The organism is Nocardioides exalbidus (assembly GCF_900105585.1).
GTDB lineage: Bacteria > Actinomycetota > Actinomycetes > Propionibacteriales > Nocardioidaceae > Nocardioides > Nocardioides exalbidus.
The window spans coordinates 1,114,634-1,138,135 of the sequence record NZ_FNRT01000002.1; the positions used below are offsets into that span (position 1 = coordinate 1,114,634).

The 23,502-nt window shown below is 73.5% G+C and carries 18 protein-coding genes; 6 read left to right on the forward strand and 12 right to left on the reverse strand.

The genetic code is table 11. The features are described 5' to 3' along the window. Nucleotides 1-115 precede the first annotated feature (115 nt). The gene (locus BLV76_RS05720; RefSeq protein ID WP_245734558.1) at nt 116-1,255 is read left to right on the forward strand and encodes a PucR-like N-terminal domain-containing protein; all 1,140 of its coding nucleotides are present in this window, start codon (nt 116-118) and stop codon (nt 1,253-1,255) included. Between the two features lie 133 nt (nt 1,256-1,388). Here BLV76_RS05720 and BLV76_RS05725 read toward each other — a convergent pair whose 3' ends face one another. The 6 genes from BLV76_RS05725 to BLV76_RS05745 all read right to left on the reverse strand — a co-directional run bounded on the left by BLV76_RS05725 (nt 1,389) and on the right by BLV76_RS05745 (nt 10,458). Beyond that, on the reverse strand, nt 1,389-3,746 hold the full coding sequence (locus BLV76_RS05725) for a GNAT family N-acetyltransferase (RefSeq protein WP_090968266.1): 2,358 nt from the start codon (nt 3,744-3,746) through the stop codon (nt 1,389-1,391). A gap of 7 nt (nt 3,747-3,753) precedes the next feature. Continuing rightward, nucleotides 3,754-5,535: an IucA/IucC family protein gene (locus tag BLV76_RS05730; RefSeq protein ID WP_175539590.1), complete on the reverse strand. Its 1,782-nt coding sequence runs from the start codon at nt 5,533-5,535 to the stop codon at nt 3,754-3,756. After that, nucleotides 5,532-6,065, reverse strand: coding sequence for a GNAT family N-acetyltransferase (locus tag BLV76_RS22440; protein ID WP_175539591.1), 534 nt, complete (start codon nt 6,063-6,065; stop codon nt 5,532-5,534). Before BLV76_RS22440 ends, BLV76_RS05730 begins: the two co-directional genes overlap by 4 nt. Continuing rightward, entirely contained in the window at nt 6,062-7,381 is a 1,320-nt protein-coding gene (locus tag BLV76_RS05735) for a lysine N(6)-hydroxylase/L-ornithine N(5)-oxygenase family protein (RefSeq protein WP_090968267.1), read from the reverse strand. The genes BLV76_RS22440 and BLV76_RS05735 overlap by 4 nt, the downstream gene beginning before the upstream one ends. Continuing rightward, nucleotides 7,378-8,841, reverse strand: coding sequence for a pyridoxal phosphate-dependent decarboxylase family protein (locus BLV76_RS05740; RefSeq protein ID WP_217630270.1), 1,464 nt, complete (start codon nt 8,839-8,841; stop codon nt 7,378-7,380). The genes BLV76_RS05735 and BLV76_RS05740 overlap by 4 nt, the downstream gene beginning before the upstream one ends. Nucleotides 8,842-8,946: 105 nt before the next feature. Then, nucleotides 8,947-10,458: an amidohydrolase gene (locus BLV76_RS05745; RefSeq protein ID WP_245734559.1), complete on the reverse strand. Its 1,512-nt coding sequence runs from the start codon at nt 10,456-10,458 to the stop codon at nt 8,947-8,949. Between the two features lie 55 nt (nt 10,459-10,513). Between BLV76_RS05745 and BLV76_RS05750 the strand changes: the two genes are divergently transcribed. Further along, complete coding sequence (locus BLV76_RS05750; RefSeq protein WP_090968270.1) at nt 10,514-11,164, forward strand: L-asparaginase family protein; 651 nt, start codon at nt 10,514-10,516, stop codon at nt 11,162-11,164. Between the two features lie 4 nt (nt 11,165-11,168). Next, nucleotides 11,169-11,807 (forward strand): hypothetical protein, encoded by a 639-nt coding sequence (locus BLV76_RS05755; protein WP_090968271.1) that lies wholly within the window; start codon nt 11,169-11,171, stop codon nt 11,805-11,807. 3 nt (nt 11,808-11,810) lie between these two features. Here BLV76_RS05755 and BLV76_RS05760 read toward each other — a convergent pair whose 3' ends face one another. After that, on the reverse strand, nt 11,811-13,268 hold the full coding sequence (locus BLV76_RS05760) for a serine/threonine-protein kinase (protein WP_090968272.1): 1,458 nt from the start codon (nt 13,266-13,268) through the stop codon (nt 11,811-11,813). Between the two features lie 20 nt (nt 13,269-13,288). Between BLV76_RS05760 and BLV76_RS05765 the strand changes: the two genes are divergently transcribed. Together BLV76_RS05765 and BLV76_RS05770 are read left to right on the forward strand one after the other, a co-directional pair. Beyond that, on the forward strand, nt 13,289-13,879 hold the full coding sequence (locus BLV76_RS05765) for an RNA polymerase sigma factor (protein WP_245734560.1): 591 nt from the start codon (nt 13,289-13,291) through the stop codon (nt 13,877-13,879). Then, on the forward strand, nt 13,876-15,384 hold the full coding sequence (locus BLV76_RS05770; protein ID WP_090968273.1) for a M1 family metallopeptidase: 1,509 nt from the start codon (nt 13,876-13,878) through the stop codon (nt 15,382-15,384). Before BLV76_RS05765 ends, BLV76_RS05770 begins: the two co-directional genes overlap by 4 nt. Before the next feature lie 117 nt (nt 15,385-15,501). Here the strand turns inward: BLV76_RS05770 and BLV76_RS05775 are convergent, their stop codons facing one another. After that, nucleotides 15,502-16,560, reverse strand: a complete 1,059-nt coding sequence (locus BLV76_RS05775; RefSeq protein ID WP_090968274.1) for a coiled-coil domain-containing protein — start codon at nt 16,558-16,560, stop codon at nt 15,502-15,504. A gap of 36 nt (nt 16,561-16,596) precedes the next feature. Next, entirely contained in the window at nt 16,597-18,090 is a 1,494-nt protein-coding gene (locus tag BLV76_RS05780; RefSeq protein ID WP_090968275.1) for a coiled-coil domain-containing protein, read from the reverse strand. Between the two features lie 134 nt (nt 18,091-18,224). On the opposite strand from BLV76_RS05780, the gene BLV76_RS05785 reads away from it, so the two are divergent. Continuing rightward, the gene (locus BLV76_RS05785) at nt 18,225-19,172 is read left to right on the forward strand and encodes an NAD-dependent epimerase/dehydratase family protein (protein ID WP_090968276.1); all 948 of its coding nucleotides are present in this window, start codon (nt 18,225-18,227) and stop codon (nt 19,170-19,172) included. Between the two features lie 100 nt (nt 19,173-19,272). Here BLV76_RS05785 and BLV76_RS05790 read toward each other — a convergent pair whose 3' ends face one another. The 3 genes from BLV76_RS05790 to pdhA form a co-directional block, all read right to left on the reverse strand. Beyond that, a complete protein-coding gene (locus BLV76_RS05790; protein ID WP_090968277.1) occupies nt 19,273-20,862 on the reverse strand; it encodes a 2-oxo acid dehydrogenase subunit E2 in 1,590 nt (529 codons plus the stop codon). Nucleotides 20,863-21,070: 208 nt separating this feature from the next. After that, nucleotides 21,071-22,057 carry an alpha-ketoacid dehydrogenase subunit beta gene (locus BLV76_RS05795; protein WP_090968278.1) on the reverse strand — a complete coding sequence of 329 codons (987 nt, stop codon included), beginning with the start codon at nt 22,055-22,057 and terminating at the stop codon, nt 21,071-21,073. A gap of 1 nt (nt 22,058) precedes the next feature. Continuing rightward, a complete protein-coding gene (pdhA, locus tag BLV76_RS05800) occupies nt 22,059-23,243 on the reverse strand; it encodes a pyruvate dehydrogenase (acetyl-transferring) E1 component subunit alpha (RefSeq protein ID WP_090968279.1) in 1,185 nt (394 codons plus the stop codon). Nucleotides 23,244-23,502 lie beyond the last annotated feature (259 nt).

The following is a 23,502-nucleotide window of genomic DNA, read 5'->3' on the forward strand; positions in this document are numbered from 1 at the left end:
TTCCTGCCCTGCGCACGTGAATCGGGGCTAGACTCTTGTTCGCCGCGAACAATTGTCGCCCTGTGGAGTTGCTGTGACATCCCATCCTGTGCGTCCGAGCACACAAGTGCAGACCGTGGTGGCCCTTGACGCCGAGGTGGCCGCCGCGTTGCGCGGGCGCCTGGCCGAGGTCGCCGACAACGTCGTGCTCGCGATCATCGACGAGGTGCCGAGCTATGCCGGGGCGCTGACCGGGCGGATGGGCGAGGTCATCCGCAACGCCGTGCAGCTCGCCCTCGGTGGCTTCCTGACGCTGGCCACCCGCCAGGGCCTCGAGGCGCCCCGCGCCACGGCGATGGAGGGCGCCTACCAGCTCGGCCGCGGCGAGGCCCGCAGCGGTCGCACTGCCGAGGCACTGCTCGCGGCCTACCGGGTCGGCGCCCGGAAGTCGTGGCACGACATGGCCGACACGGCCGTCCGGGCGGGCATCGACGCCGGCCAGCTGGCCAGCTTCGCCGAGCTGGTGTTCGCCTACATCGACGAGCTGTCCGCGGCCTCGGTCGCCGGGCACACCGACGAGCTCGAGAGCAGCGGTCGCGTGCGGCAGCGCAACCTCGAGCGGCTCGCCCGCGCGCTGCTCAACGGCGCCCCGGCCGACGCGGTCAACGCCGCCGCCGAGCGCGCCGACTGGGAGCCGCCCGGCGCGCTGACCGCGGTGGTGCTGCCCGAGTCGCAGGTCTCCCACGCCCTGACCGCCCTGGACTCCCGCACGCTCCAGCCGACCGACGAGGTGCCCGGCCTGCCCGAGGGACACGCGTCGCTGCTCGTGCCCTCGACCGGGTCGGCCACCTCACGCCGTACGTTGCTCCGGGCCCTGCGCGGCACCGACGCCGTCGTCGGGCCCGGCACCCCCTGGCTGGAGGTGGCCGGCTCGCACCGGCGCGCCCTCCGCTGCTCCGCCCTGGGGCTCAGCGGCCTGGTCGACTCCGACGACCACCTCGCCGCGCTCGTGCTCGCCGCCGACGCCGACGCGCGCGCCGAGCTCCGCGCGCGCGTGCTCGCGCCGCTCGCCGACCTGCGGCCCTCGACCGCCGAGAAGCTCACCGACACCCTCCGCAGCTGGCTGCTGAACCACGGTCGCCGCGACGCCGTCGCCGAGGAGCTCTTCGTGCACGCCCAGACCGTGCGCTACCGGGTGCAGCAGCTCCGCGAGATCTACGGCGACCGGCTCGAGGACCCGGCGTTCGTCCTCGACGCGACGCTCGCGCTCGCCTGAGCTCCGAGCGGTGTGTGAGCCACATTCCGGGCCGCTGGAATGTGGCTCACACACCGCCCGGGGGTGTGGCGCACAACGACGCGCCGGCTGGCGGTGGCCCAGCCACATTGCAGGCCGCGGGAATGTGGCTCACTCACCGCTCAGGCCGGCGGGCGAGGAAGGCGAACTGGGCCTTCTTGGCCGGCAGGTCGGGCATCGGGGCGGGGACCTCGGTGACCGGACCGAGCTCGGCGCCGAGGCGCCGCAGCAGGGCGATCGACGCGGCGTTGTCGACGTCGGGCTCGAGGACCAGCCGGACCACGGCCGGGTCGGCGAAGACCTGCTCGAGGAGGTACGCCGTCAGCTCGGCCGTGTGCCCGGCGCGCGCGGCGTCGGAGGCGAGGAAGAGGTGCACACCGAGGTCGCCGGAGCGCCGGTCGTAGTGCTCGCCGATCTCGTCGACGAACGGGTCGTAGGTCTGCAGCAAGCCGACCGGGTGGTCGTCGAGCAGCGCGAGCGAGGCGGTGAGGTGCGGCTGCTCGTCGATCCAGGCGTAGATGTCGCCGACCTCCTCCGGCGAGCGGGTGCCTATGCCCCAGAAGGCCGCGCGGGGCTCGGTGAACCAGCCGTGCAGCAGCGACGCGTCCGCGACGGGCGAGACCGGTCGGAGGCTGAAGGTGTGCGAGGCGACAGGGAGCAAGGTTCCGTCCTTCCAGGAGGTGAGCTGGTCGTCGTGGTGCGGGTCACCGACGATCCCGGAGGCGCCGAGCGGCACGGCCCAGCGGCTGCGCGACCGGTCCGACAGGTCCCACACGATCCGGGCGATCGGGCCCGAGACGGACATGTCGGTGCCGGGGATCGACGCGGCAGCCGCCACGCACTCGACGTCGCCGTCGAGCGGGGTGCCGGCGACGGAGGGGAGGTACGGCACCGGGTCGAGGCGCAGCTCGGCGTGCGCGTGGATCGGGGTGAGCCGGTGCCGGTCGCCCCACGGTTGGTCGGGCAGCGCGGCGACCTGGGCGAGCGCCGAGCGGGCGATCTCGTCGAGGTCGAGCCCGGGCGGCGGGTCGCGCACCAGGTCGGGCAGGACGCGGGCGATCCGCGACGGCAGGTGCCACCAGGGCGCGAGCACCTCGGCGTGGACCGGCGGCGCAGCCGACCGCGCCGGCGCCAGCACCGGGTCGGCCACGACCGCAGCGACGACCGCGTCGCGGACGGCGGCGTAGGCACCCGCGGCGACGGAGTCGGCGGCCATCGACCCGTCCCACGCACGCAGCAGGTCGACGACGGCGGCGCTGCGCTCGGGCAGGTCGTCGAGGCCCAGCAGCAGCCCCAGCAGCGCGGCGCCGGCCGCGTCGTGGTGGTCGGTGAGCACGGAGGCGGCGCGTCGCACGTCGACCAGGCCGGCGTCGGCCCCTCCCGACGCGAGCAGCGACGCGATCCGGTCGCGGCGCCACGGCGGCGCGAAGCGCGTGGCGAGGGCGTCCCACCGCTCGTCGGTGCGGTCGTTGGCGGTGACCGCGACCTCGTCGGGGCCGACCTCGATCCGGGGGAGGTCGACCCAGCCCGTCCACGCGCCGCCGGATCGGACCGGCACCCTCCCCGCGACCCGGTGCAGAACCCGCCCGGTCGTGTCGGCGACGAGCACGTTGTTGACCGGCTCGACCCAGTGCTCGAGCGCCGCGTCGACGTCGTCGACCGTCCGGGCGCGGAGCAGCGGCAGGATCGCGCCGAGCCCGACGTCGCCGAGCTCTGAGGTCGGCGTACGGACCACGAGGTGGCCGTCCACGACACTGGCGTCCTGGTAGTCGGCCATCGCGTGGGTGACCGCCCACGCGACGTGGCCGGTGTGGCCGAAGTGCTGCACGCCCGGCACGCCGGGGAAGGCCAGCCCGACCACGTCGACCTCGTCGCAGGACAGCCCGACCTGCTGGTAGATCCCCGGCGACTCGAAGACCCGGTGCGGGTCGGCCCCGATCAGCGGGAGCCCGGTGGTCGTGCGGGCGGCGCCGACGGCGAAGGCGTTGCTCCCGTGCGGCGGCTCGACCCCCAGCAGCGTGGCCAGCCGGGGGTGGAGGCCGGGCTCGACCGACGCCGCCCAGAGCTTCGTCGGGAAGCCGGCGAAGAGCACGTGCTGCACGAGGTAGACCGCCAGCGACGACCACGGCTGCCACTCCCCGAGGTCCCCATGGGAGACGAGCTCGGGGGAGGTCGCACCCTCGGCGAAGCCGGCGCGCACCCCGTCGGCGTACGCCGCGAAGAAGGCCTGCGACTCCGCGTCGAGGGCCGCGAAGCCACGCTGCGCGGTGCCCGCGACGTCGAGGTCGGCGGCGAAGGCGTCCCAGGCGGCCGAGCCTCCGAGCACGCCGACCCGGCCCTCGCCGCGGAGCCGCTCGACGGTCAGCTGCCAGGCGCGGTCGTGCGCGGTGACCCGACCCTGGTCGAACGCGAGGTCGAGCAGGGTGGCGGAGCGGACGCGCGGGATGCCGTGCGCGTCCCGATGCACGCTCACGAGGCGCTCACGCCCGCACGGCTGCCGGGTTGGCCAGCGTGCCCGCGTAGATCAGGGACTCGGCCTGGTCGGCGATGTCGACCATCTGGAGGGTGTTGCGCAGCTGGAGCCGGTTGAGGCACGAGTGCGCGAACTCCGCCCGCAGCAGGTCGTAGGTCGCCGCGGCACCGGCCAGCTCCGGGTGGTCGTCGAGGTGGCCCGCGATCGTCTCGCGCACCAGCTCCCAGAAGTGCTCGTCGCACAGCAGGTCGGCGCCGGCGAGGATCCCGCCGAGGTGGCGCAGGAACCCGTCGAAGACGTCGGTGTGGATCGCGAGCGCGGCCGTCGCGGGCGGGACGACCGAGCGGATCCGCTCGACCTCCGCGGGCAGCGGCCGGTCGGTGAGCACCGCGACCTCCTCGCCGATGTCCTTCATGACCATCCGCACCGGCACGTGGTCGCGCAGCACCATCACCAGGTTCTCCCCGTGCGGCATGAACGCGAGGTCGTGCGCGAGCAGACAGTGCACGAGCGGGCGGAGGTAGGCGCGCAGGTAGCTCGCGACCCAGTCGGCCGGGTCGAGCCCGGACGCGGCGACGAGCTCGCCGACGAGCGGCACGCCGTCGCGGTCGCGGTGCAGCAGCGAGGCCATCGTCGCCAGCCGCTCGCCCTCGCGCAGCTGCGGCACCGGGCTCTCGCGCCACAGCGCGGCGACCATCTTGCGGTAGGGCGAGGTGACAGGGAGGCGGTGGTAGGCGTCGCCCGTCCAGCCGATCGCCGCGTGCTCCCGGAGCACCGTGAAGCCGAGGGCCGCCAGCTCGTCGTCCCCCCGGACGAGGCTGGCGACCCAGTCGTTGATCGCCGGCGTGGCAGCCATGTAGGCCGGCGAGAGGCCCCGGAGGAAGCCCATGTTCTGCACGGCGAGCGCGACCTTCACGTAGGACCGCCCGGGGTGGTCGACGGGGAAGAAGGTGCGGATCGACTGCTGCGCGCGGTGGACGGCGTCGACCTCGCCGAGGGGTACGACGGCCTGCCGCGCGACGTCGGGCGCGAAGGTCACCGCGAGCCGGTTCGCCCACTGCCACGGGTGGACGGGCAGGTAGAGGTAGTCGACCGGGTCGAGGCCCAGGTCGCGCAGCCGCTTCTCGAAGTCGACGAGCACGTCGGGGCCGAGCTCCTCGGCGTAGTGCTGCTCCTCGGTGCGCCCCTCGGACAGGGACAGCTGCGCCTCGTCACGGCGTACGGCGACCCAGTGCAGGCGCACGTCCGCGCCGGTCTCCGGCGCGAAGGCGGCGTAGTCGTCGACCCCGAAGCCGATGCGGCCGTTGCAGGCGACGAAGCCCGGGTGGCCCTCCGACATCGCGGCCTCGATCGTCTGGTGGTCGGCGTCGACGAGGTCGCGCGAGGAGAGCCGGTGGTGGGTGAGCTTCCACGCCGCGGAGGCGAGCGTGCTGGCGATCTCCTCGAGGTAGACCGCGAGCAGGTGGTCGGGGATCTCGAGCAGCTCGTTGCAGTCGACGACGAAGTCCTGGGCGTCGACGGCGGTCCGGCGCTCGCCGACGAGGCGCACGACCGACGCCGGGTCGACGACCCAGTGCTCGAGCGCGTGGCGCCGCGCCTCGAAGAGGTAGGTCGAGGCGCCGAGCGTGAGCTGCCAGACGTCGCCGTGGGGCCGTGGTGCGAGCAGGCGCTCGTGGGTGAACTCGGCGATCGCCTTGGCGACGAGCTCGCGGTGGGCCCGGGCCATCGTCGCCGGAGTGAGGTGGGCGGTGAGGTGGGCGGTCAGGTCGGCGCTGGAGTGGGTGGTCATGCTGCTCCTCCGAGTGCGGAGTCGTGGAAGGCCGCGCGGGTGCAGAAGCTCAGCGCCGCGGTCTTGTCGGCCAGCTCGACGTGGCGGGCGACCACGAAGCCGACCGCCTCGTTGAGCACGGCGATCCGGTGGTTGCGGGCGTCGGGCTCGACCACCACGCGCCGCACCGAGGGGTCGGCGAAGCACGCCTTCATCACGCGGCGCATCACGGCCCGGGTGAAGCCGTGGACGGGCTGGTCGGTCGGCGCGACGAGGACGTGCATGCCGACGTCACCGGCCCGCAGCTCGGGGAGGCCGGCCAGCGGCGAGTGCGCGGGGTCGTACGTCTCCACGAGGAACGCCGGCTCGCCGTCGGCCCGGCCGAGCAGCGCCTCGTGGTGCGGGTCGGCCGCGATCCTGGCGTAGTCGTCGCGCACCTGCGCCGGGGTGGCGTCCTGCATGCCCCAGAAGACCGACCGCGGGTGGGTGACCCACGCGTGGAGCAGCGCCAGGTCGCGACCGGTGTCGAGGGGTTCGAGGGTCAGTCTCACGACGCCTCCTCGACCGACGACGTGAGGAAGCGGTCGGGGATGCCCCACTCCTGGAAGGCGATCCGCTTCTCCACGGGGTAGGGCTCGCGGCCCAGCACCTGGGCGAGGATCACCGAGTTGCGCATCGCCCCCATGCCGAGGTCGGGCGCGACGAAGCCGTGCGTGTGCTCCTCGGCGTTCTGCACGAAGACCTCGCTGTCGGCGTGGTCGACGGCGAAGGTGCCGCCGGCGAGGAAGCGGCCGCGCTCGTCCCAGCGGATCCGGTCGCGGACGCCGTCGAGGAAGTCGGGCACGCGCGGCGCGTAGCCGGTGGCGAGCACGAGCGACTCGGTCGTCATCCGGCCGGTGGTGCCCTGCTCGGTGTGGCGCAGGTCGAGGGCGTACGCCCTCCCGTCCCACCGGGCTGCGGTCACCTCGGTCGCGGTGAGCAGGGTCGTCTCGACGCCGGTCGTGGCCTCGCGGCGGTAGAGCTCGTCGAAGATCGCGTTGATCGTGTCGGAGCTGATCCCCTTCGACAGCGCGGCCTGGCCCTGCTGCACCTCGGCGCGGCGTGGTGCCGGCAGCGCCTGGAAGTACGACGACCACTCCGGCGAGGTCATCTCGAGGGTGAGCTTGGTGTACTCCATCGGGAAGAACCGCGGCGAGCGGGTGACCCAGCCGAGCTCGAACCCGTGGGTCTCCTGCTCGGCCAGCAGGTCGGCGTAGACCTCCGCGGCGGACTGGCCGCTGCCGACGACCGTGATCGAGCCGGTGGCGAGCAGCTCCTCCTTGCGGGCGAGGTAGTCGGCGGAGTGGAGCGCAGGTCCGCCGCCCTCCCCTGCACCGTCGATGGCGAACGGGATGCGCGGCGCGGTGCCGGTGCCGAGCACGAGGTGACGGGTGCGCCAGCTGCGGCCGGTCGCCGAGCGGACGACGTAGGCCTCCCCGTCGTGCTCGACCGCGACCACGCGCTCGCCGAGCTCGATCGAGTCGAGGCGGTCGGCGGCCCAGCGGCAGTAGTCGTCGTACTCGCGGCGCAGGGGGTAGAAGCTCTCGCGGATGTAGAACGGGTAGAGCCGGCCGACGTCCTTGAGGAACGCGAGGTAGGAGAAGCGCGACGTCGGGTCGGCGAGGGTGACCAGGTCGGCCATGAACGGCACCTGCAGCGTCGCGTCGGGCAGCATCATCCCGGGGTGCCAGGAGAAGCCGCTGTCGGCCTCGAGGAAGACGGCGTCGAGGCCGGGGATCGGGTCGGCGAGGCAGGCCAGGCCGAGGTTGAAGGGGCCGAGGCCGATGCCGAGGAGGTCGTGGGTGCGCTCGCGGGCGTGCTCGGTCATCGGGCCACCGCCAGACGATCGCCGCGTCCTGACGCCGGGGAACCGGCCAGCCGCTCGCCGGCCTCCCGCACCATCGCGACGACGCCGAGGATGTCGTCGACGGTCGCGACCGGGTTGAGCAGGGTGAGCTTGAGGTAGGACCGGCCGTCGACCCTGGTGGCCGCGACAAGGGCGCGGCCGTCGTCGAAGAGCTCGGCGCGGATGGCGGCGTTGAGCGCCGTCAACGCGGCCTCGTCGTGGCCGGGCGGGGAGCAGCGGAACACGATCGTGCTCAGCCGGGGCGCCGCGGCGACGTCGATGTCGGGCATCGCGGTCAGCTCGGCGGCGACCGCGTCGGCGAGGTCGATGACGGTGTCGAGGTGCTCGCCGATCGCCTCGGCGCCCATGACCCGCAGGGTCATCCAGAGCTTGAGCGCCTCGAAGCGGCGTGTGGTCTGGAGGCTCTTGTCGACCTGGTTGGGGTGCGCGGAGTCCTTCGGGTTGAGGTAGTCGGCGTGCCAGGTGACGTGGCCGAGGGTCGCCCCGTCGCGGACGACGAGGGCACTGCACGAGACCGGCTGGAACCAGGTCTTGTGGTAGTCGATCGCCACCGAGTCGGCCAGCTCGATGCCGGCGAGCCAGCCGCGCCGCCGGGGCGAGACGAGGAGCCCGCCGCCGTAGGCCGCGTCGACGTGGAACCACGCGCCGTGGGCCTTCGCGAGAGCAGCGACCTCGGGGAGCGGGTCGATCGCGCCGAAGTCGGTGGTGCCGGCGGTCGCGACGACGGCCATCGGCGTCCGGCCGGTGGCGGTGCAGTCGGCCAGCGCGGTCGAGAGCGCGCCCGGGTCCATCCGGCGCGAGACGTCGACGGGCACCGGGACGACCGACTCGTCGCCGAGGCCGAGCAGCCGCGCGGCCTTCTGGACCGAGAAGTGGCCGTCCGCGCTGGCGAAGATGCGGAGGTCCTCCGCCCGGTGCCCCTCCTTCTGGCCGCGGGCCAGCAGGAGGGCCTGGAGGTTCGACTGGGTGCCACCCGTGGTGAAGACGCCGTCCGCGCGGTCGTCGTACCCGATCCGGGCGGCGGTCCAGTCGACGAGGTGGCGCTCGATGAAGGTGGCGCCGGCGCTCTGGTCGAAGGTGTCGAGGCTGGAGTTGACCCCACTGATGAAGACCTCGGCCGCGAGCGCCGGGATGACGACCGGGCAGTTGAGGTGCGCCGCCGCGGTCGGCTCGTGGAACCAGATCGCGTCGTCGAGCCAGAGGCAGGAGAGCTCGGCGAGCGCCTCCGATCCCTCGCCCAGCGGGCGGTCGAGGTCGACGGCGGCCACGCGGGCGGCGGCCTCGCGCGGCGAGACCCCGGTCAGCGGGCGGCCGCTGGTCCCCTCCAGGTGGTCGACGAGGTGGTCCACCGCCGAGGCGACGGCCCGGCGGTAGCGTCCCGCGTTGGCGGGGTGGAAGAGGTGCTGCCAAGGTGAGCGCACGGACGTACGTCCCTCCGAGTAGGGAGTGAGTAAGGCAAGGCTTACCTTACTCACCAACCTCATCCGCGCTACGTGAGGGCGGTCACACCCGACCGCCCGGCGGCGTCACGAGGGGTCGCGGGAGTACGCCACCTCGCCGGCCACCCAGGTCGCCACCACGTTCTCCCCGAAGGACCGCAGCCGCAGGCCGTGCGCGCGGTCGGACGACCCGTCGAGGGGGTCGGCGTCGAGCAGCACCAGGTCGCCCGGGTGCCCGACGGCCACGGTGCCCCAGCCGTCGGTCGAGGCGGCGAGCGCCTCGCGGGCGGTGATCGCCTGCTCGGGGTGCCACGGCTCGCGCTCGTCGCCGGAGCGGTGGACGGCGGCCGCGATCGCCAGCCACGGGTCGAGCGGGGAGACGGGCGCGTCGGAGCCGAGGACGACGTCGACGCCCTCGTCGAGCATCCAGCGCAGCGGGAAGCACCGCTCGGCTCGTCCCGGCCAGAGCCGTTCGGTGACGTCGCGGTCGTCGAGCAGGTGGGCGGGCTGCACGCTCGCCCGGACACCGAGCCCGGCCATCCGACGGACGTCGTCGCGCGTGGTCAGCTGGACGTGCTCGATCCCGCCGTGGGCGCCGGTCTCGGCGAAGGCGGCCAGCGCCTCGGTGACGGCGCGGTCGCCGATGGCGTGCACGGCGACGTCGAGCCCGCCGGCCGTGGCGCGGGCGAGCAGGTCGCGGAGCTCGGCCGGGGTCTGGTTCGGCTGCCCGGACTCGAAGCCGGCGACGGCCTTCTCGGCGTACGGCTCGCAGCACCAGGCCGTGCGGGTGTTGAGCGAGCCGTCGCTGATGATCTTGAGCGGCCCCATCGTCAGGCGGCCCCCGGGATCGGACACGGAGTCGGCGAGCGGGTCGCCGGAGCGCAGGCCGCGGGAGAGCACGTCGTCGAGGCCGTCGGCGTAGCAGGCGTGGCGGATCCGCAGCAGCGATGCACCGTCGGCCCACCGCGCCACCCAGTCGGCGACACCGCCGCTGAACTCGAGGTCGACGAGACCGACGACTCCCTGCGCGGCGGCCGCCTCCATCGAGCGGCGGTAGGCGTCCGGCCCGGTGCCGTCGGTGCCCAGCACCGTGGCGAGCCGGCCGTAGGCCATGAACCACTCCGCCTCGCTGACCACGCTGTCGCGCGTCGAGAGCGCCAGCACGTGCAGCGCGGTCGTGTTGAGCCAGCCGTGGTGGCCGTCGCCGGCGATCAGCACGATCGGCTGGTCGGTGTCGATGGCGTCGAGGTCGGACACGGACGGGTTCTCCGGCCACGCGGTCGGACGGTGTCCCCACCCGATGACCGGCAGGTCGGGCCACTCCTCGAGCCGCTCCCGCACCAGCGCCACGGCCTCCGCGCTCGACCGGGCCGGGGCGAGGTCGAGCCGCGCGGACGCGAGCGTCCACTGGCCGAGGTGGACGTGCTGGTCCCACAGGCCGGGCGCGAGCCAGCGACCTCCGGCGTCGTGCTCGCGCTCGTGGTCGTGGGGCGGCAGGCCCGGGCCGACCTCGACGACCCGCCCCTCCTCGAGGCGCACGTCGACCGGACCGTCGACGACATCGGTGACGGCCACCAGCCGGGCATTGCGGATCAGCACGGTCCCACCGTAGGGAATGGACTGCGACGGCACGGAGGGCGGATAGGTTGGCCCCATGGACTGGCGGGGGCCTGCGGTTGTCGTCGCGCTCCTCGCGATCGGCGCGGGGAGCGGGTTCGCCGCGTCCGCGGCCAGCCGGGACACCACCGTCGGGTCCGGCGTACCCGCCCCGGTCCCCGCCGAGCGCCCGGAGATGCCCGTCGAGGCGCCGCGGCCGTTCACCGCGGACCCCGACATCCCTGCCCTGGAGCCGGACCTGCCGATGCGGCAGGCGACGCTGGGCATCGGCAAGTTCGAGATCCTCTTCCCCGCGCCGAAGGGCTGGCGGATCCACCCCGTCGCCAGCAACGAGTGGAAGTGGAAGCAACCCGGCACGCCCGACAACAGCTACGTCATGCGCATCGAGCAGATCGACAGCCAGGACATCACGATCGAGGACGCCATCGACATCCGGGTGGCACGGGTGCGCGACGAGCAGGAGGACGTCGTCATCATCGATCGTGGGGCGGACTCGCTCGAGTACACCTACCGCAGCAACGAGGACACCAAGCGGCACAGCTTCATGCGCTGGCTCGACCTCGACTCGAGCGGGCAGGCGGACGTCGAGATCGTCGTGCACGGTCGCGAGCGCGACCAGGTGGGTGCGAAGGACCTCATCGACCGCGTGGCCGACGGCATGCGCGGCGCCACCGGCGGGCTGGCGTGAGCCGGTGACGGGACGTCGCGCACTCCTCCTCGCGCTGGTGCTGGTGGTCGGGCTGGCCGGCGGGTTCGCCACGTCGTGGGTGCTGGGCGAGAACCCGCCCGGCTCCGGGGCCGCGGCCCCGGTCGCCGCCGCCTCGCCGAGCCTCCCGGTCGACCCGGTGCCCGACGTCCTCGCCGACCCCGACTACCCGCCGCTCGAGCCCGACGTGCCACTGGTGGACACCGTGGTCGGGGAGGGCGAGGACTTCCAGATGACCGTGCCGGCGCCGGAGGGCTGGCGGATGGTCCCGATCGCCCTCAACGAGTGGCAGTGGCGACCCGACGGCCAGGACCAGTCGTTCGGCTACGTGATGCGGGTCGAGCAGGTGCTCAGCAACCGGCGCTCGATCGACTGGACGCTCGACCGGCGCGTCGACGAGCTCGACGAGGACGAGCAGGGCTTCGAGGTCGTCGGACAGAGCGGCGACGGGATCCACTACACCTACATCACCAACAACCACCTCCGGCACGGCTACCTCGCCTGGGTCGACCTCACCGGCAGCGACAACGCGCAGGTGGAGATCGCCGTGACCGGGCGACGGGTCGACCAGTCCGGGCTCGCCGACCTGGTCGCGCGGGTCGCGGACGGCGTACGGCTCGGCTGAGCCTCAGACGCCGAAGGTCTGGACCGAGTCGAGGACCCGGTTGGCGGTGGCCCGGTCGTCGCTGCGGATCTGGATCCAGAGCAGCTGGCTGCTGTTGACCTGGACGACGCGCTCGACGGTGACGTCGGGGCCGGGGCAGCCGGTGAAGGTCATCGTCATCGAGTCGTCGCCGTCCTGGGTGTCCCGGATCGGGCCGACGCGATCGCCGGTGCAGTCGTTGTGCTGCGGGACGCGGGTGGGCAGCTTCTCGCCGGGGAGGAGGCCGACGAAGACGCCGGGCGCGGGGTCGGTGACGGAGCTCCAGCCGGCCCGGGTGCCCGACGCGATCGAGGGCTGCTCCTGCTTGCCGTCGAGGGGGGTCCACTGCTCGGGGTCGACCTGCACGGTCCAGGCCTCGGGGACGGTCACGGCCAGCGTGCCGGTGCGGTCCTCGACGGTGCGCTCGGAGGTCGCGGCACGCTCGATCCCCCACCCGGCCCCGGCGCCGGCCGCGAGCACGGCGGCCGCCGCGACGACCAGTGGCCACCGGCGGTGCCGGCGCCCGGAGGCGGGACCCTCCGGGTCGGTCGCACCGGCGGTCACGTCGATCGGGACGGAGTCGGTGAGCTCGGGGTCCTCCGGCATCCACGCCTCGGGGGCCTCGTCGAGGTGGCCGCCCATCGCCTCGACGAGCGCGGCGGTGAAGCACTCGACGTCGTCGTAGCGGTCGCCGCGGTCCTTGGAGAGCGCCTTCAGGACGACCGCCTCGGCCTCCGGGTTGTCGAGGCCCATCGGCGGCGGGGGTGCCGGGTTCTCCGCCGCGGCGAGGCTGGCGTGCCGGAAGGGCTGGCGGCCGCTGAGCAGGTAGTAGGTGAGCGCGGCCAGCGAGAACTGGTCGGCGCGCGGGTCGAGGCCCTCGCCGAGCGCCTGCTCGGGGGCGACGTAGGTCGGGGTGCCACCGACCATGGTGAGCCGCGACGACATGTCCATCGCCTTGCCGAGACCGAGGTCGCCGACCATGGCGACGACCTGCGAGCCCACCGCGCGCTCCACGCTGCGGAAGAGCACGTTGGCGGGCTTCACGTCGCGGTGCAGCACCCCGCGGTCGTGCAGGGCGGCCAGGCCCGCGCCGACCTGGTGGACCACGGTCAGCGCCTGCGACGGCTCCAGGGCGGACAGCTCGAGCCGGTCGGCGAGCGTGCCCTGGTCGGCGTACGCCATCACGAGGTAGGGGCGCTCGTCGTCGAGCTCCCCGGCGTCGTAGACCGTCACGACGTGCGGCGACTCGACCTTGCGGAGGAACCGGCCCTCCTCGAGGAACCGCTGGCGGATGTGGAGGTCGCCGGTCCAGTTCTCCGCGAGGACCTTGATCGCGACGGGCGAGTCGAGGTGCTCGTCGTAGGCCAGCCACACCGTCGCGAACGCCCCGGACCCGATGCGGCGCCGCACCGGGTAGCGACCGAGACGAGAGGGAGCGGACACCCGGGCATTATCGTGCAGGCGTGACGTATTCGGGGGACGGGTCGGGACACGGTGGCGCCGCGGCGACGCCGGACGAGATCGACGAGCTCGCCCGTCGCGCGCGCGACGGCGACCGCGAGGCGATGGAGCAGCTGCTCGGCGCGGTCCGTCCGCGGGTCCTCAACATCTGCCGAGGCGTGCTGCCCTACTCCGGCGACGCGGAGGACGCGTGCCAGGAGGCGATGCTCAACGTGGCGACCCGGATCGCCTCGTGGGGCGGACGCGGCCGGTTCTCCACGTGGCTGCACATCGTCGCGGTCAACAGCGCGCGGACGACCTACCGCAGGCTGAAGAACCTCGCCACCCCGACCGACTTCGAGGACGGGTCGCACGACCGGCCCGACCCGCGCACGACCAGCGTCATCGCCGGCACCCGGCTCGACCTGCTCGAGGCGATGGACACCATCGAGAAGGACCACCCGCAGTACGTCGAGCCGCTGCTGCTGCGCGACGTCTACGGCCTGCCCTACGAGGAGATCGCCGCGCTCGTCGACGCGCCGCTCGGCACGATCAAGGCGCAGATCCACCACGGCCGCAAGCTGGCCCGGCCCCTGCTGCGCGGCGAGCAGTGAGGTCGCTCGCGGCAGGTCTCGCCTCGGTGCTGCTGCTCGCGGGGTGCTCCTCCGAGGCCCGGACGTCGTCGGAGCTGTCCGCGCCCGCTCCGGTCACCACGACGGCGGATCCCGCCGACCTCGTCGCGGCGCCCGCGTCCGACCCGGTGGTCGTCGACGAGGTGGAGCCCGACCTCGACCTCGCGCTCTCCGAGCCGGTCGAGGACAGCGTCTACCCCGGCGTCGGGGACCCGGTCGTCGACGCCCTCCACTACGACCTCGACCTCACCTGGGACCCGGCCGGGCGGCGGCTGACCGGGGAGGCCGTGATCGACTTCCGCGCCACCCGGCGGGCGCCGCGCTTCCAGCTCGACCTGTCGCCCGCCCTCACGGTCGGTGACGTCCGGCTCGACGACGAGGCCGTCCGGTTCCGCCGGAGCGGCAAGGACCTGGTCGTCCGGGCACCCGTGGTCGCCGACCAGCGCTACCGGCTCACCCTCGACTACGTCGGCACGCCGCGTCCCGCCCCCGCGCCGACCACCCGCAGCGACTTCTCCACGACCGGCTTCACGACCACCGACACCGGCGAGGTCTGGACGATGCAGGAGCCCTACGGCGCCTACACCTGGTACCCCGTCAACGACCAGCCGTCCGACAAGGCGTTGTACGACGTCACGGTGCACGCCCCGCCGAAGTGGACCGGCATCTCCAACGGCCACCTCACCGCGCTCGAGGAGACCGACGACGGCACGACCACGTCGTGGCAGCTCACCGAGCCCGCGTCGTCGTACCTCATGACGCTCGCGATCGGCGACTACGCGCACAGCAGCAACACCACGGCGAGCGGGATGCGCGTCGACTACTGGACGCCGCGCGGGATGGTCGACCCCGTCGCGCTCGACGACCTGCAGACCGCCGCGGACTCGATCGACTGGATCGAGGGCAAGCTCGGCGACTACCCCTTCGACTCCCTCGGCCTCGTCGTCACCGACTCCGAGAGCGCGATGGAGACCCAGACGATGGTCACGCTGGGGAACAACGACTACGTCCTGTCACCGCAGGTGATCGCCCACGAGCTCGTGCACCAGTGGTACGGCGACCAGGTCTCGCCGGCCGACTGGAGCGACGTCTGGCTCAACGAGGGCATGACGATGCTGCTGCAGTGGATCTACGAGGACGAGCACGACATCCGGCCGCTGAAGGAGACCCTGCGCAACGCCCGCGCCGGCGACCAGGGGCTGCGTGACGCCTACGGCCCGCCCGGTGCCTACGACCCCGACCAGTTCGGCGGCTCGAACATCTACTACCCGCCCGCGCTCATGTGGAACGAGCTGCGCGTCGCGCTCGGCGACGAGAAGTTCTACGCCATCGCCCGCTCGTGGCTGGTGGACCACGACGACACCTCGGTCACCCGCGACGAGATCTACGACCACTGGGAGACCGAGACCGGGCTCGACCTCGGCGCGTTCTTCGACGCCTGGATCATGGGACGTACGACGCCCGCGCCGGGCGTGCCGGGCGCCTGAGCCCCGCCCTCCCCCGCTGCTTCACCATGGGATGTCGGGAACCACCACACTTCCCTCACGCAACTGCGTGAGGGAAGTGCACATTCGTCGACATCCCCTGGTGAAGCATCACGAGCGTCAGCGCTGCTCGGAGGACTCCTCGCCCTCGGCGACCTCGTCGGACGCCTCGACCTGGGGCTCCTCCGACGACTCGACGTCGGTCTCGTCCGCCGGGGCCTCGGGGGCGGGTACGTCGTCCGCGACCGCAGCGGGCTCCGGCTCGCCGGGGAAGGCGATCCCGGGGACCGTGCCGGTGAGGGTGGCGAGCATCTGGCGGACGTTGCCGAGCTGGGCGTTGATGCTGTCGCGGCGCTGCGCGGCGGCGGTGAGCTCGCGCTCGGACTCGGCGCGGACCCGGTCGGCGGTGCCGCGGGCCTCGGTGACCATCGCGGTCGAGCGCTCCTCGGCCTCGCTCAGCATCCGGGCGATGCGGGCCTCGGCCTCGGCACGCGAGCGCTCGAGGGCGGCCTCGGCGTCGCGGTTGCGGGCGTTCATCGCGTCGAGCTCGGCCTGGGTCGCGGCCTGCTGGGCCTGGAACTCCGAGGTCGCCTTCTGGCGCCGCTCGGCGAGCGTGGTCTCGAAGTCGGCGGCGGCCTGGGCGGCCTTCGCACGCTGGTCCTCGTGGAGGGCCTCGGCCTCCGCGCGACGGGCGGACGCGTCGCGCTCGGCGGCGTCGCGCTCGGAGTCGGCTGCCGTACGGGCGTCCGAGAGCACGCGCGCGCCCTCGGCGTCGGCGTCGCGGCGGGTCTCCTCGGCGTAGCGGTCCGCGTCGGCGCGCAGCTGGCCGACCTCGGCCTCGGCCTCCTTGCGCAGCGACTCGACCTCGCCGACGACCCGGTCGCGGATCTCGGCGGCCTCGGCCTCGGCGAGGGAGAGGATCTGGCCGACCCGGTCACCGAGGTGGGCGAAGGTGGGGACCTCGGGCTCCTGCTGCTGCGCGGACACGAGGGCGTCGCGCGTGGCGGACGCCTCGCTGCGGGCGGCCTCGGCGTCCGTGCGCGCCTGCTCGGCGGCGACCTCGGCGGACTGGAGCCGCTGCTTGAGGTCGGCGAGCTCGGCCTGCACCTGGCCGACGGCCCGGTCGACCTCGGTCTGGTCGTAGCCGCGGCGGACGATCGTGAACAGCTCTTCGGGCATCGGGAGTCTCCTGTGGGGGCGGGGGAAGCGGGGTGATCAGGAACGGTCGTCGGTGTCGAGGTCCGGGGAGACCGCGACGGGGCGGTGCGGGAGCGAGGGACGCGGCGGCTCTGCGGTCGGGGCCGCCTCGGGCAGGGGCTGGAACGCGGTCTGCTCGCGCTCGGGCACCGACAGCGCCTCGATCACGCCGGAGAGCTGGCCGAGCTCGGCGGCGATGCCGTCGCGACGGGTCTGCAGCTGGGCGATCTCGGCGCGGGCACGCTCGACGGCGCGGCGGGCACCCTCGCGCAGCTGGTCGGCCTCGGCGCGACCCTCCGCGACGTGGACGACCGCCTCCTCGCGCGCGCGGCGGCGTTCCTCGGCGGCCTCGGCGCGGGAGCGGGTGACCTCCTCGGCGACGAGGGCGCGGAGGTTCGCGGCACCGGACTCGGCCTCGGCACGACGGCGCTCGAGCCGCTCGACGGCCCGCTCCGACTCGTCGGTCGCGTCGGCGACGACACGCGCCGCCTCCGCCTCGGCCTGCTCGAGGGCGGCCTTGGCCTCGGCCCGCCGCTCGGCGGCCGCGTGCGCGGCGTCCTGGGCGATCTCGTCGGCGCGCTGCCTGGCCTCGGCGAGCTCCAGCGCGACGCGGGCGTCGACGGCCGCGATCACGCCCTGCAGCCGCTGGCGCACGAGCCGGACGTGGTCGCCGGCGTCGGCGTGGCTCGCCTTGCGGATCGACTCGGCCTCGGAGGCCGCGCCCGCCAGGACGGACTCGACGGTCCGGGTCGCCCACTCGGTCTGCTCGGCGGCGTGGCGGAGCTTCTCCTCGCTCTCGGCGCGAGCGGCGGCCAGGGTCTCCTCGGCGATCCGCCGCATCTGGTCGACCTCCGACCCGGTGGTGCGGCGCAGCTCCTCGACGTGGAGCGAGGCCTCGTCGCGCATCCGGGCGGACTCGGTCGAGGCACTCGCGCGCAGCGACTCGGCCTCGGACGTCGCGGAGTCGAGGTGCTGCTGGCCCGCGGTCCGCGCCTCCTCGACGAGGCGGGCGGCCGTCTCCTGGGCAGTGCCCACGGCCGCCTCGGCCTCGAGCCGGGCGCCCTCGAGGAGGTCGGCCCGGTCCGTGGCCGCGGTGTCGCGCAGCTCCTGCGCCTCGGCCCGCAGGGCGACGGCGTCGTCCTGGGCCTGGGCGCGCAGCTTGTCGCCCTCGGTCCGGGCGGCCTCCACCTGCTCGTCGCGGGCCCCGGCGGCGGAGCTCATCAGCAGCCCGGCCTGCTCGTTGGCGTCGACGACGATGGCGGACGCCTCGGCCGACGCGCCGGCGAGCACCTGCTCGGCCTGCTTGCGCGCTCGTCCGGCCTCGGCCCGGTCGCGCTCGGCCTCGACCTTGAGCAGGCGGGCCTCCTCACGCAGGGTGGCGAGGTCGGCGGTGAGCCGCTCCGCCTCGTTGCGGGCCTCGTCGACGAGCTGGTCGGCGACCTGCTGGGCCCGAGCGAGCAGGGCGGCGGTGCTGGGGGCTCCGGCGGATGCCGACGTGGCATCGAGGGACATGCCACTCCTCTCACACTTCGGGGTGAGGTGTCATTGTCGCAGCGTGACGCTGCCCTCACCAAGGGGTGGTCCACCCGTTGCGCCGAGAGCGAACCCGTCTTCCCGCCGGAGCGGCCGCGGTGGAGGCTCGCGGGATGAGGATCCTCGTGCTCGGCGGCACCCGCTTCCTGTCCCGCGAGGTGGCCGCGCAGGGCGTCGCCCGCGGGTGGGACGTCACCTGCGCGTGCCGCGGGCAGTCGGGCGCCGTGCCCCACGGAGCGACCCACCTGCCGTGGGACCGGGCACAGGAGGCGCCACCCGAGGTCGCCGACGGCGGGTGGGACGCGGTGGTCGACGTCGCGCGCCTGCCGTCCCAGGTGCGCAGCGCCGTGGCGGCCACCGCAGAGGCCCACTGGGTCTTCGTCTCCACCGTCAGCGTCTACGCCGACAACTCGTCCCCGCTGATGGAGCCGCTCCTCGACCCGGTCACCGACGACGTCGACCTGGCCGTCGACCCGGAGGCCTACGGCGGGATGAAGGTCGCCTGCGAGCAGGCCGTGGCGGCCGGCGCGGCGTCCTCGGTCGTCGTACGACCCGGGCTCATCGTGGGTCCCGGCGACCCGACCGGCCGCTTCGCCCACTGGCCGCAACGCCTCGCGCGCGGGGGCGAGGTGCTGGCGCCCGGGTCACCCGACGACGTCGTGCAGGTGATCGACGTCCGCGACCTCGCCGCGTGGATCCTGGTGCTCGCCGAGCGCCGTACGACCGGGGTGCTCGACGCCGTCGGCACCCCCGTGCCGATCTCGCGGATGCTGGCCGAGGTGGCGTCCGGCGTCGGCTCGGACGCGACCTTCACGTGGGTGCCGACCGGCTTCCTCGAGGAGCAGGGCGTGCAGCACTGGGCGGGCGAGGGGTCGCTGCCGCTGTGGCTGCCGCGGCCGGAGTACGACGGCATGCTGGCCCACGACGCCGGCCCGGCCCTGGCCGCCGGGCTGGTGCTGCGACCCGTGGCCGAGACCGCGCCCGACTGCCTCGACTCCCCGGTCGTCGCGCTCACGCCGGAGCGCGAGGCCGAGGTGTTGGCGGCCTGGCACGCCCGCTGACTCGCTGAGTCGGCGCGAACTTCGCCACCCGCCCGCTGAGTCGGCGCGAACTTCACGCCGACTCAGCGGCACGAGGCAACAGCTGGCGCCGACTCGGCGATCAGAAGAGGAGGGCGGTGCCGGGGTCGCGCAGGATCCCGGCGACGTCGGCGAGGAAGCGCGAGCCCCTCTCGCCGTCGATGTGGCGGTGGTCGAAGGACAGCGCCAGCGTCGTCACGTCACGGACCACGATCTCGCCGGACTCCTCGTCGACCCACGGGCGCTTGTTGACCGCGCCGAAGCAGAGGATCGCGGACTCCCCCGGGTTGATGATCGGGGTGCCGGCGTCGACGCCGAAGACGCCGACGTTGGTGATCGTGAAGGTGCCGCCGGCCATCTCGGCCGGCTGCGTCCTGCCCTCGCGCGCGGTGGCGGTGAGCTCGCCGAGCGCCCCGGCCAGCTCGACCAGCGAGAGGCTGTCGGCGTCCTTGACGTTGGGCACCACGAGGCCGCGCGGCGTGGCTGCCGCGATGCCGAGGTTGACGTAGTGCTTGTAGACGACCTCCTGCGCGGCCTCGTCCCAGAACGAGTTGATCTCCGGCGTGCGCTTCATCGCGAGGATCACCGCACGGGCGAGGACGAGCAGCGGGCTGACCTTGAGGTCGCGGAGCTCCGGCCGCTTCTTCAACCGGGCGACGAGCTTCATCGCCTCGGTGACGTCGACGGTGATCCACTCGGTCACGTGTGGGCTGGTGAAGGCCGACTGGCTCATCGCCGTCGCCATCATCTTGCGCACGCCCTTGATCGGCTCGCGGGTCTCGCGCTCGCGCGGTCCGTCATGCGAAGCCGCACCAGTGGGTGCGGGAGCGGATGACGCAACGGTGGCTGCCGGCGTACGACCACCCGTCCCGTTGGCGGCGCCCTGCACGTCGTCGCGGGTGATCGAGCCCAACGGACCCGACCCGACCAGCGTGGACAGGTCGATGCCGAGGTCCTTGGCAAGCTTGCGCACGGGCGGCTTCGCCAGGGCGCGCAGGTCGCTGGGCTCCTGCACGGCGGCCGGGACGAGCGCCTCGGCGGGTGCGGCGTGCGCCGGGCGCTGGTCGACGGCCGGGACCGGCGACTCGTCGGCCGGCATGACCTCGTCGGACTGGGCGCCGCCGGGCGAGAAGGCACCCTGCACCTGGAGCTGCGTCTGGCTGCCGGCGACGGTGCTCGGCGAGGCGGACCCGCGGCGTGCCCGGCGCATCGGGCCGCGCTCGGCCTTGATCCGGCCGACGAGGGACGCGCCCTCCATCGAGCCGGAGGCAGCCGGGTTGGAGAGGTCGATGTCGGCCGGGTCGACCTGCTCGGGCGTGGCGGCACTGCCGCCCCAGCCCTCGGAACCACCGTCCTCGGCGCCGTCCTTCAGCCCGGCCTTCTCCGCCATGCCGAGGTAGGGGTCCGACTCGGTCTGCGGCGCGGTCGGCGCCTCACCGGGAGCGCCGATCGAGATGATCGGCGTTCCGACCGGGATGGTCTCGCCCTCGGGGGCGAGCAGCGCGAGGACGGTGCCCTCGAACGGCGAGGGGAGCTCGACGAGCGACTTGGCGGTCTCGATCTCGACGATCACGTCGTTGATCTCGACGGTGTCGCCGACCTTGACCTTCCAGGCCACGATCTCGGCCTCGGTGAGGCCCTCGCCGACGTCGGGGAGGAGGAAGTCAGACATCACAAGGGCCTTTCACAGATCTGGTCACGGTGCTTTCTGGCGCCTCCGCTTCGCTTCGGCGCGTGTCCGCGGCGCTGGAGGCCCGCTCGGTTCGTCGTCGTTGCCGCGCCCTCCCCCGCTTCGCTCCTCCGGACACAGCCCTCCTCCTCACTCCCGGGCGCGCCGCGGACGGCTCCTTCGATCGCCGGGTTCACGTGGAGCGAGCCCATCAGTACGCGAAGGTGCGGTCGACGGCGTCGAGCACCCGGTCGAGGTCGGGGAGGTACTCCTCCTCGATCCGCGACGGCGGGTAGGGCATGTCGAACGCGCCGACGCGCAGCACGGGGGCCTCGAGCGAGTAGAAGCAGTGCTCGGTGATCCGGGCGGCGAGCTCGGCGCCCATGCCGAGGTTGACGTGCGCCTCGTGCGTGACGACGCAGCGGCCGGTGCGGCGTACGGACTCCAGCACCGGGCCCATGTCGAGCGGCGAGAGGGTGCGCAGGTCGATGACCTCGAGGTGGCGGCCCTCGGTCGCGGCGGCCTCGGCCGCCTTGAGCGCGGTCTTCACGGTCGGGCCGTAGGCGAGGACGGTGGCGTCGGTGCCGGCGCGCACGACGCGCGAGGTGAAGAGGGGCTCGGGCGTGGCGGTCTCGTCGAGCTCGGCCTTGTCGGCGTGGTACTGCCGCTTCGGCTCGAGGAAGATCACCGGGTCGTCGTGGGCGATCGCCTGCTGGATCATCCAGTAGCCGTCGACCGGGTTGGAGCAGGCGACCACCTTGAGGCCGGGGGTGTGCGCGAACTGCGCCTCCGGGCTCTCGGAGTGGTGCTCGACCGCGCCGATGCCGCCACCGAAGGGGATGCGGATGACGATCGGCATCTTCACCTTCCCCTGCGAGCGGTAGGTGTACTTCGCGACCTGGCACACGATCTGGTCGTAGGCGGGGTAGACGAAGCCGTCGAACTGGATCTCGATGACGGGGCGGTAGCCGCGCAGCGCCATGCCGACCGCGGTGCCGACGATGCCGGACTCGGCGAGCGGGGAGTCGATGACGCGGTCCTCGCCGAAGTCCTTCTGCAGGCCGTCGGTGATGCGGAAGACGCCGCCGAGCTTGCCGACGTCCTCACCCATGAGCAGGACCTTGTCGTCGTCCTCCATCGCCTTGCGCAGCCCCATGTTGAGGCCCTTGGCGAGGGTGATCTTCTGGTTGGTGCTCATCTCAGTGCCCCCCTCCTGTGGTAGAGCCCTCGAACGAGGCGAGGTAGGCGGCGAACTCGTCGCGCTGGGCGGCGATCTCGTCGGTCATCTCGCTGAAGACGTAGCCGAACTGGTCGAGCGGCTTCGGGTCGGGCAGCGCCTTGCAGCCCTCGCGGAGGTGGTGGCCCAGCTCCTTGGCCTCGGCGTCGAGGTCGTCGAAGAACTCCTGGTCGACCAGGCCGTTGCGGCGCAGGTAGACCTTGAGCCGCTCGATCGGGTCCTTGAGCTTCCAGTGCTCGAGCTCGTCGTTGAGGCGGTAGCGCGTCGGGTCGTCGGTCGTGGTGTGCGCGCCCATCCGGTAGGTGTAGGCCTCGACGAACGACGGGCCGTTGCCCTCGCGCGCCCGCTGGAGCGCGGCCTTGGTGACGGCGTACGTCGCCAGCACGTCGTTGCCGTCGACCCGGATGCCCGGGAAGCCGAAGCCCAGCGCCCGCTGGTAGAGCGGGATGCGGGTCTGGCGCTCGATCGGCTCGGAGATGGCCCACTGGTTGTTCTGGCAGAAGAACACGACCGGGGCGTTGTAGGACGCGGCGAAGATGAAGGCCTCGTTGACGTCGCCCTGCGAGGAGGCGCCGTCGCCGAAGTGGGCGATCACGGCCGAGTCGCGGTCGGGATCGCCGGTGCCGACGACGCCGTCGCGCTGCATGCCCATGGCGTAGCCGGTGGCGTGGAGCGTCTGCGCGCCGATGACGATCGTGTAGAGCCCGAAGTTGTTCTCGTTCGGGTCCCAGCCGCCCTGGTCGACGCCGCGGAAGAGCCCGAGCAGGCGGAGCGGGTCGACGCCCTTGCAGTAGGCGACGCCGTGCTCGCGGTAGGTCGGGAAGACGTAGTCCTGCGGGCGCAGCGCGCGGCCGGCGCCGATCTGCGCAGCCTCCTGGCCGAGCAGCTGGGCCCAGATGCCGAGCTCGCCGTGGCGCTGGAGCGCGGTCGCCTCGACGTCGATGCGCCGGGTGAGGACCATGTCGCGGTAGAGCCCGCGCAGCTCCTCGGCCGAGAAGTCGTGGTCGAACTCGGGATGGTGGACGCGCTCGCCCTCGGGCGTCAGCAGCTGGACGAGGTCGGGGCCTCCGTCGGACTGGCTGGGCCCGAAGACCTCCGCCAGGTCGGGGCCGAAGGTGTCGCTCCGGGTGGAGGCAGGATCGGACAACGCAGTCTCCTTCAACAGCTAGCGGCGGTCGCGGGATCGCCGGACGCCGACGGCTTGCAGCGTGGTCGTCGGCGTGTGTGACCCCGACCACATGATGGGATCAAACGTATCCGGACCAGCCGGGCAGCACCAATCCGGAGTGGGCTCGACGGACGGGTCGGGCTGCGCGGCGACGGAGCTGCGAAGGAGCGGCGACGGAGCGGCAGCGGGACGCCGAGACCGGTGCCGACGGGCTCGTGGGTACCCGTCGGCACCGGCT

Excerpts from the sequence above, each read along its gene's own strand:
- BLV76_RS05730 (WP_175539590.1), bottom strand. The coding sequence starts at position 5,535 with ATGACCACCCACTCCAGCGCCGACCTGACCGCCCACCTCACCGCCCAC.
- BLV76_RS05735 (WP_090968267.1), bottom strand. The coding sequence starts at position 7,381 with ATGACCGAGCACGCCCGCGAGCGCACCCACGACCTCCTCGGCATCGGC.
- BLV76_RS05750 (WP_090968270.1), top strand. The coding sequence starts at position 10,514 with ATGGACTGGCGGGGGCCTGCGGTTGTCGTCGCGCTCCTCGCGATCGGC.
- BLV76_RS05775 (WP_090968274.1), bottom strand. The coding sequence starts at position 16,560 with ATGCCCGAAGAGCTGTTCACGATCGTCCGCCGCGGCTACGACCAGACC.
- BLV76_RS05780 (WP_090968275.1), bottom strand. The coding sequence starts at position 18,090 with ATGTCCCTCGATGCCACGTCGGCATCCGCCGGAGCCCCCAGCACCGCC.
- BLV76_RS05785 (WP_090968276.1), top strand. The coding sequence starts at position 18,225 with ATGAGGATCCTCGTGCTCGGCGGCACCCGCTTCCTGTCCCGCGAGGTG.
- BLV76_RS05790 (WP_090968277.1), bottom strand. The coding sequence starts at position 20,862 with ATGTCTGACTTCCTCCTCCCCGACGTCGGCGAGGGCCTCACCGAGGCC.
- BLV76_RS05795 (WP_090968278.1), bottom strand. The coding sequence starts at position 22,057 with ATGAGCACCAACCAGAAGATCACCCTCGCCAAGGGCCTCAACATGGGG.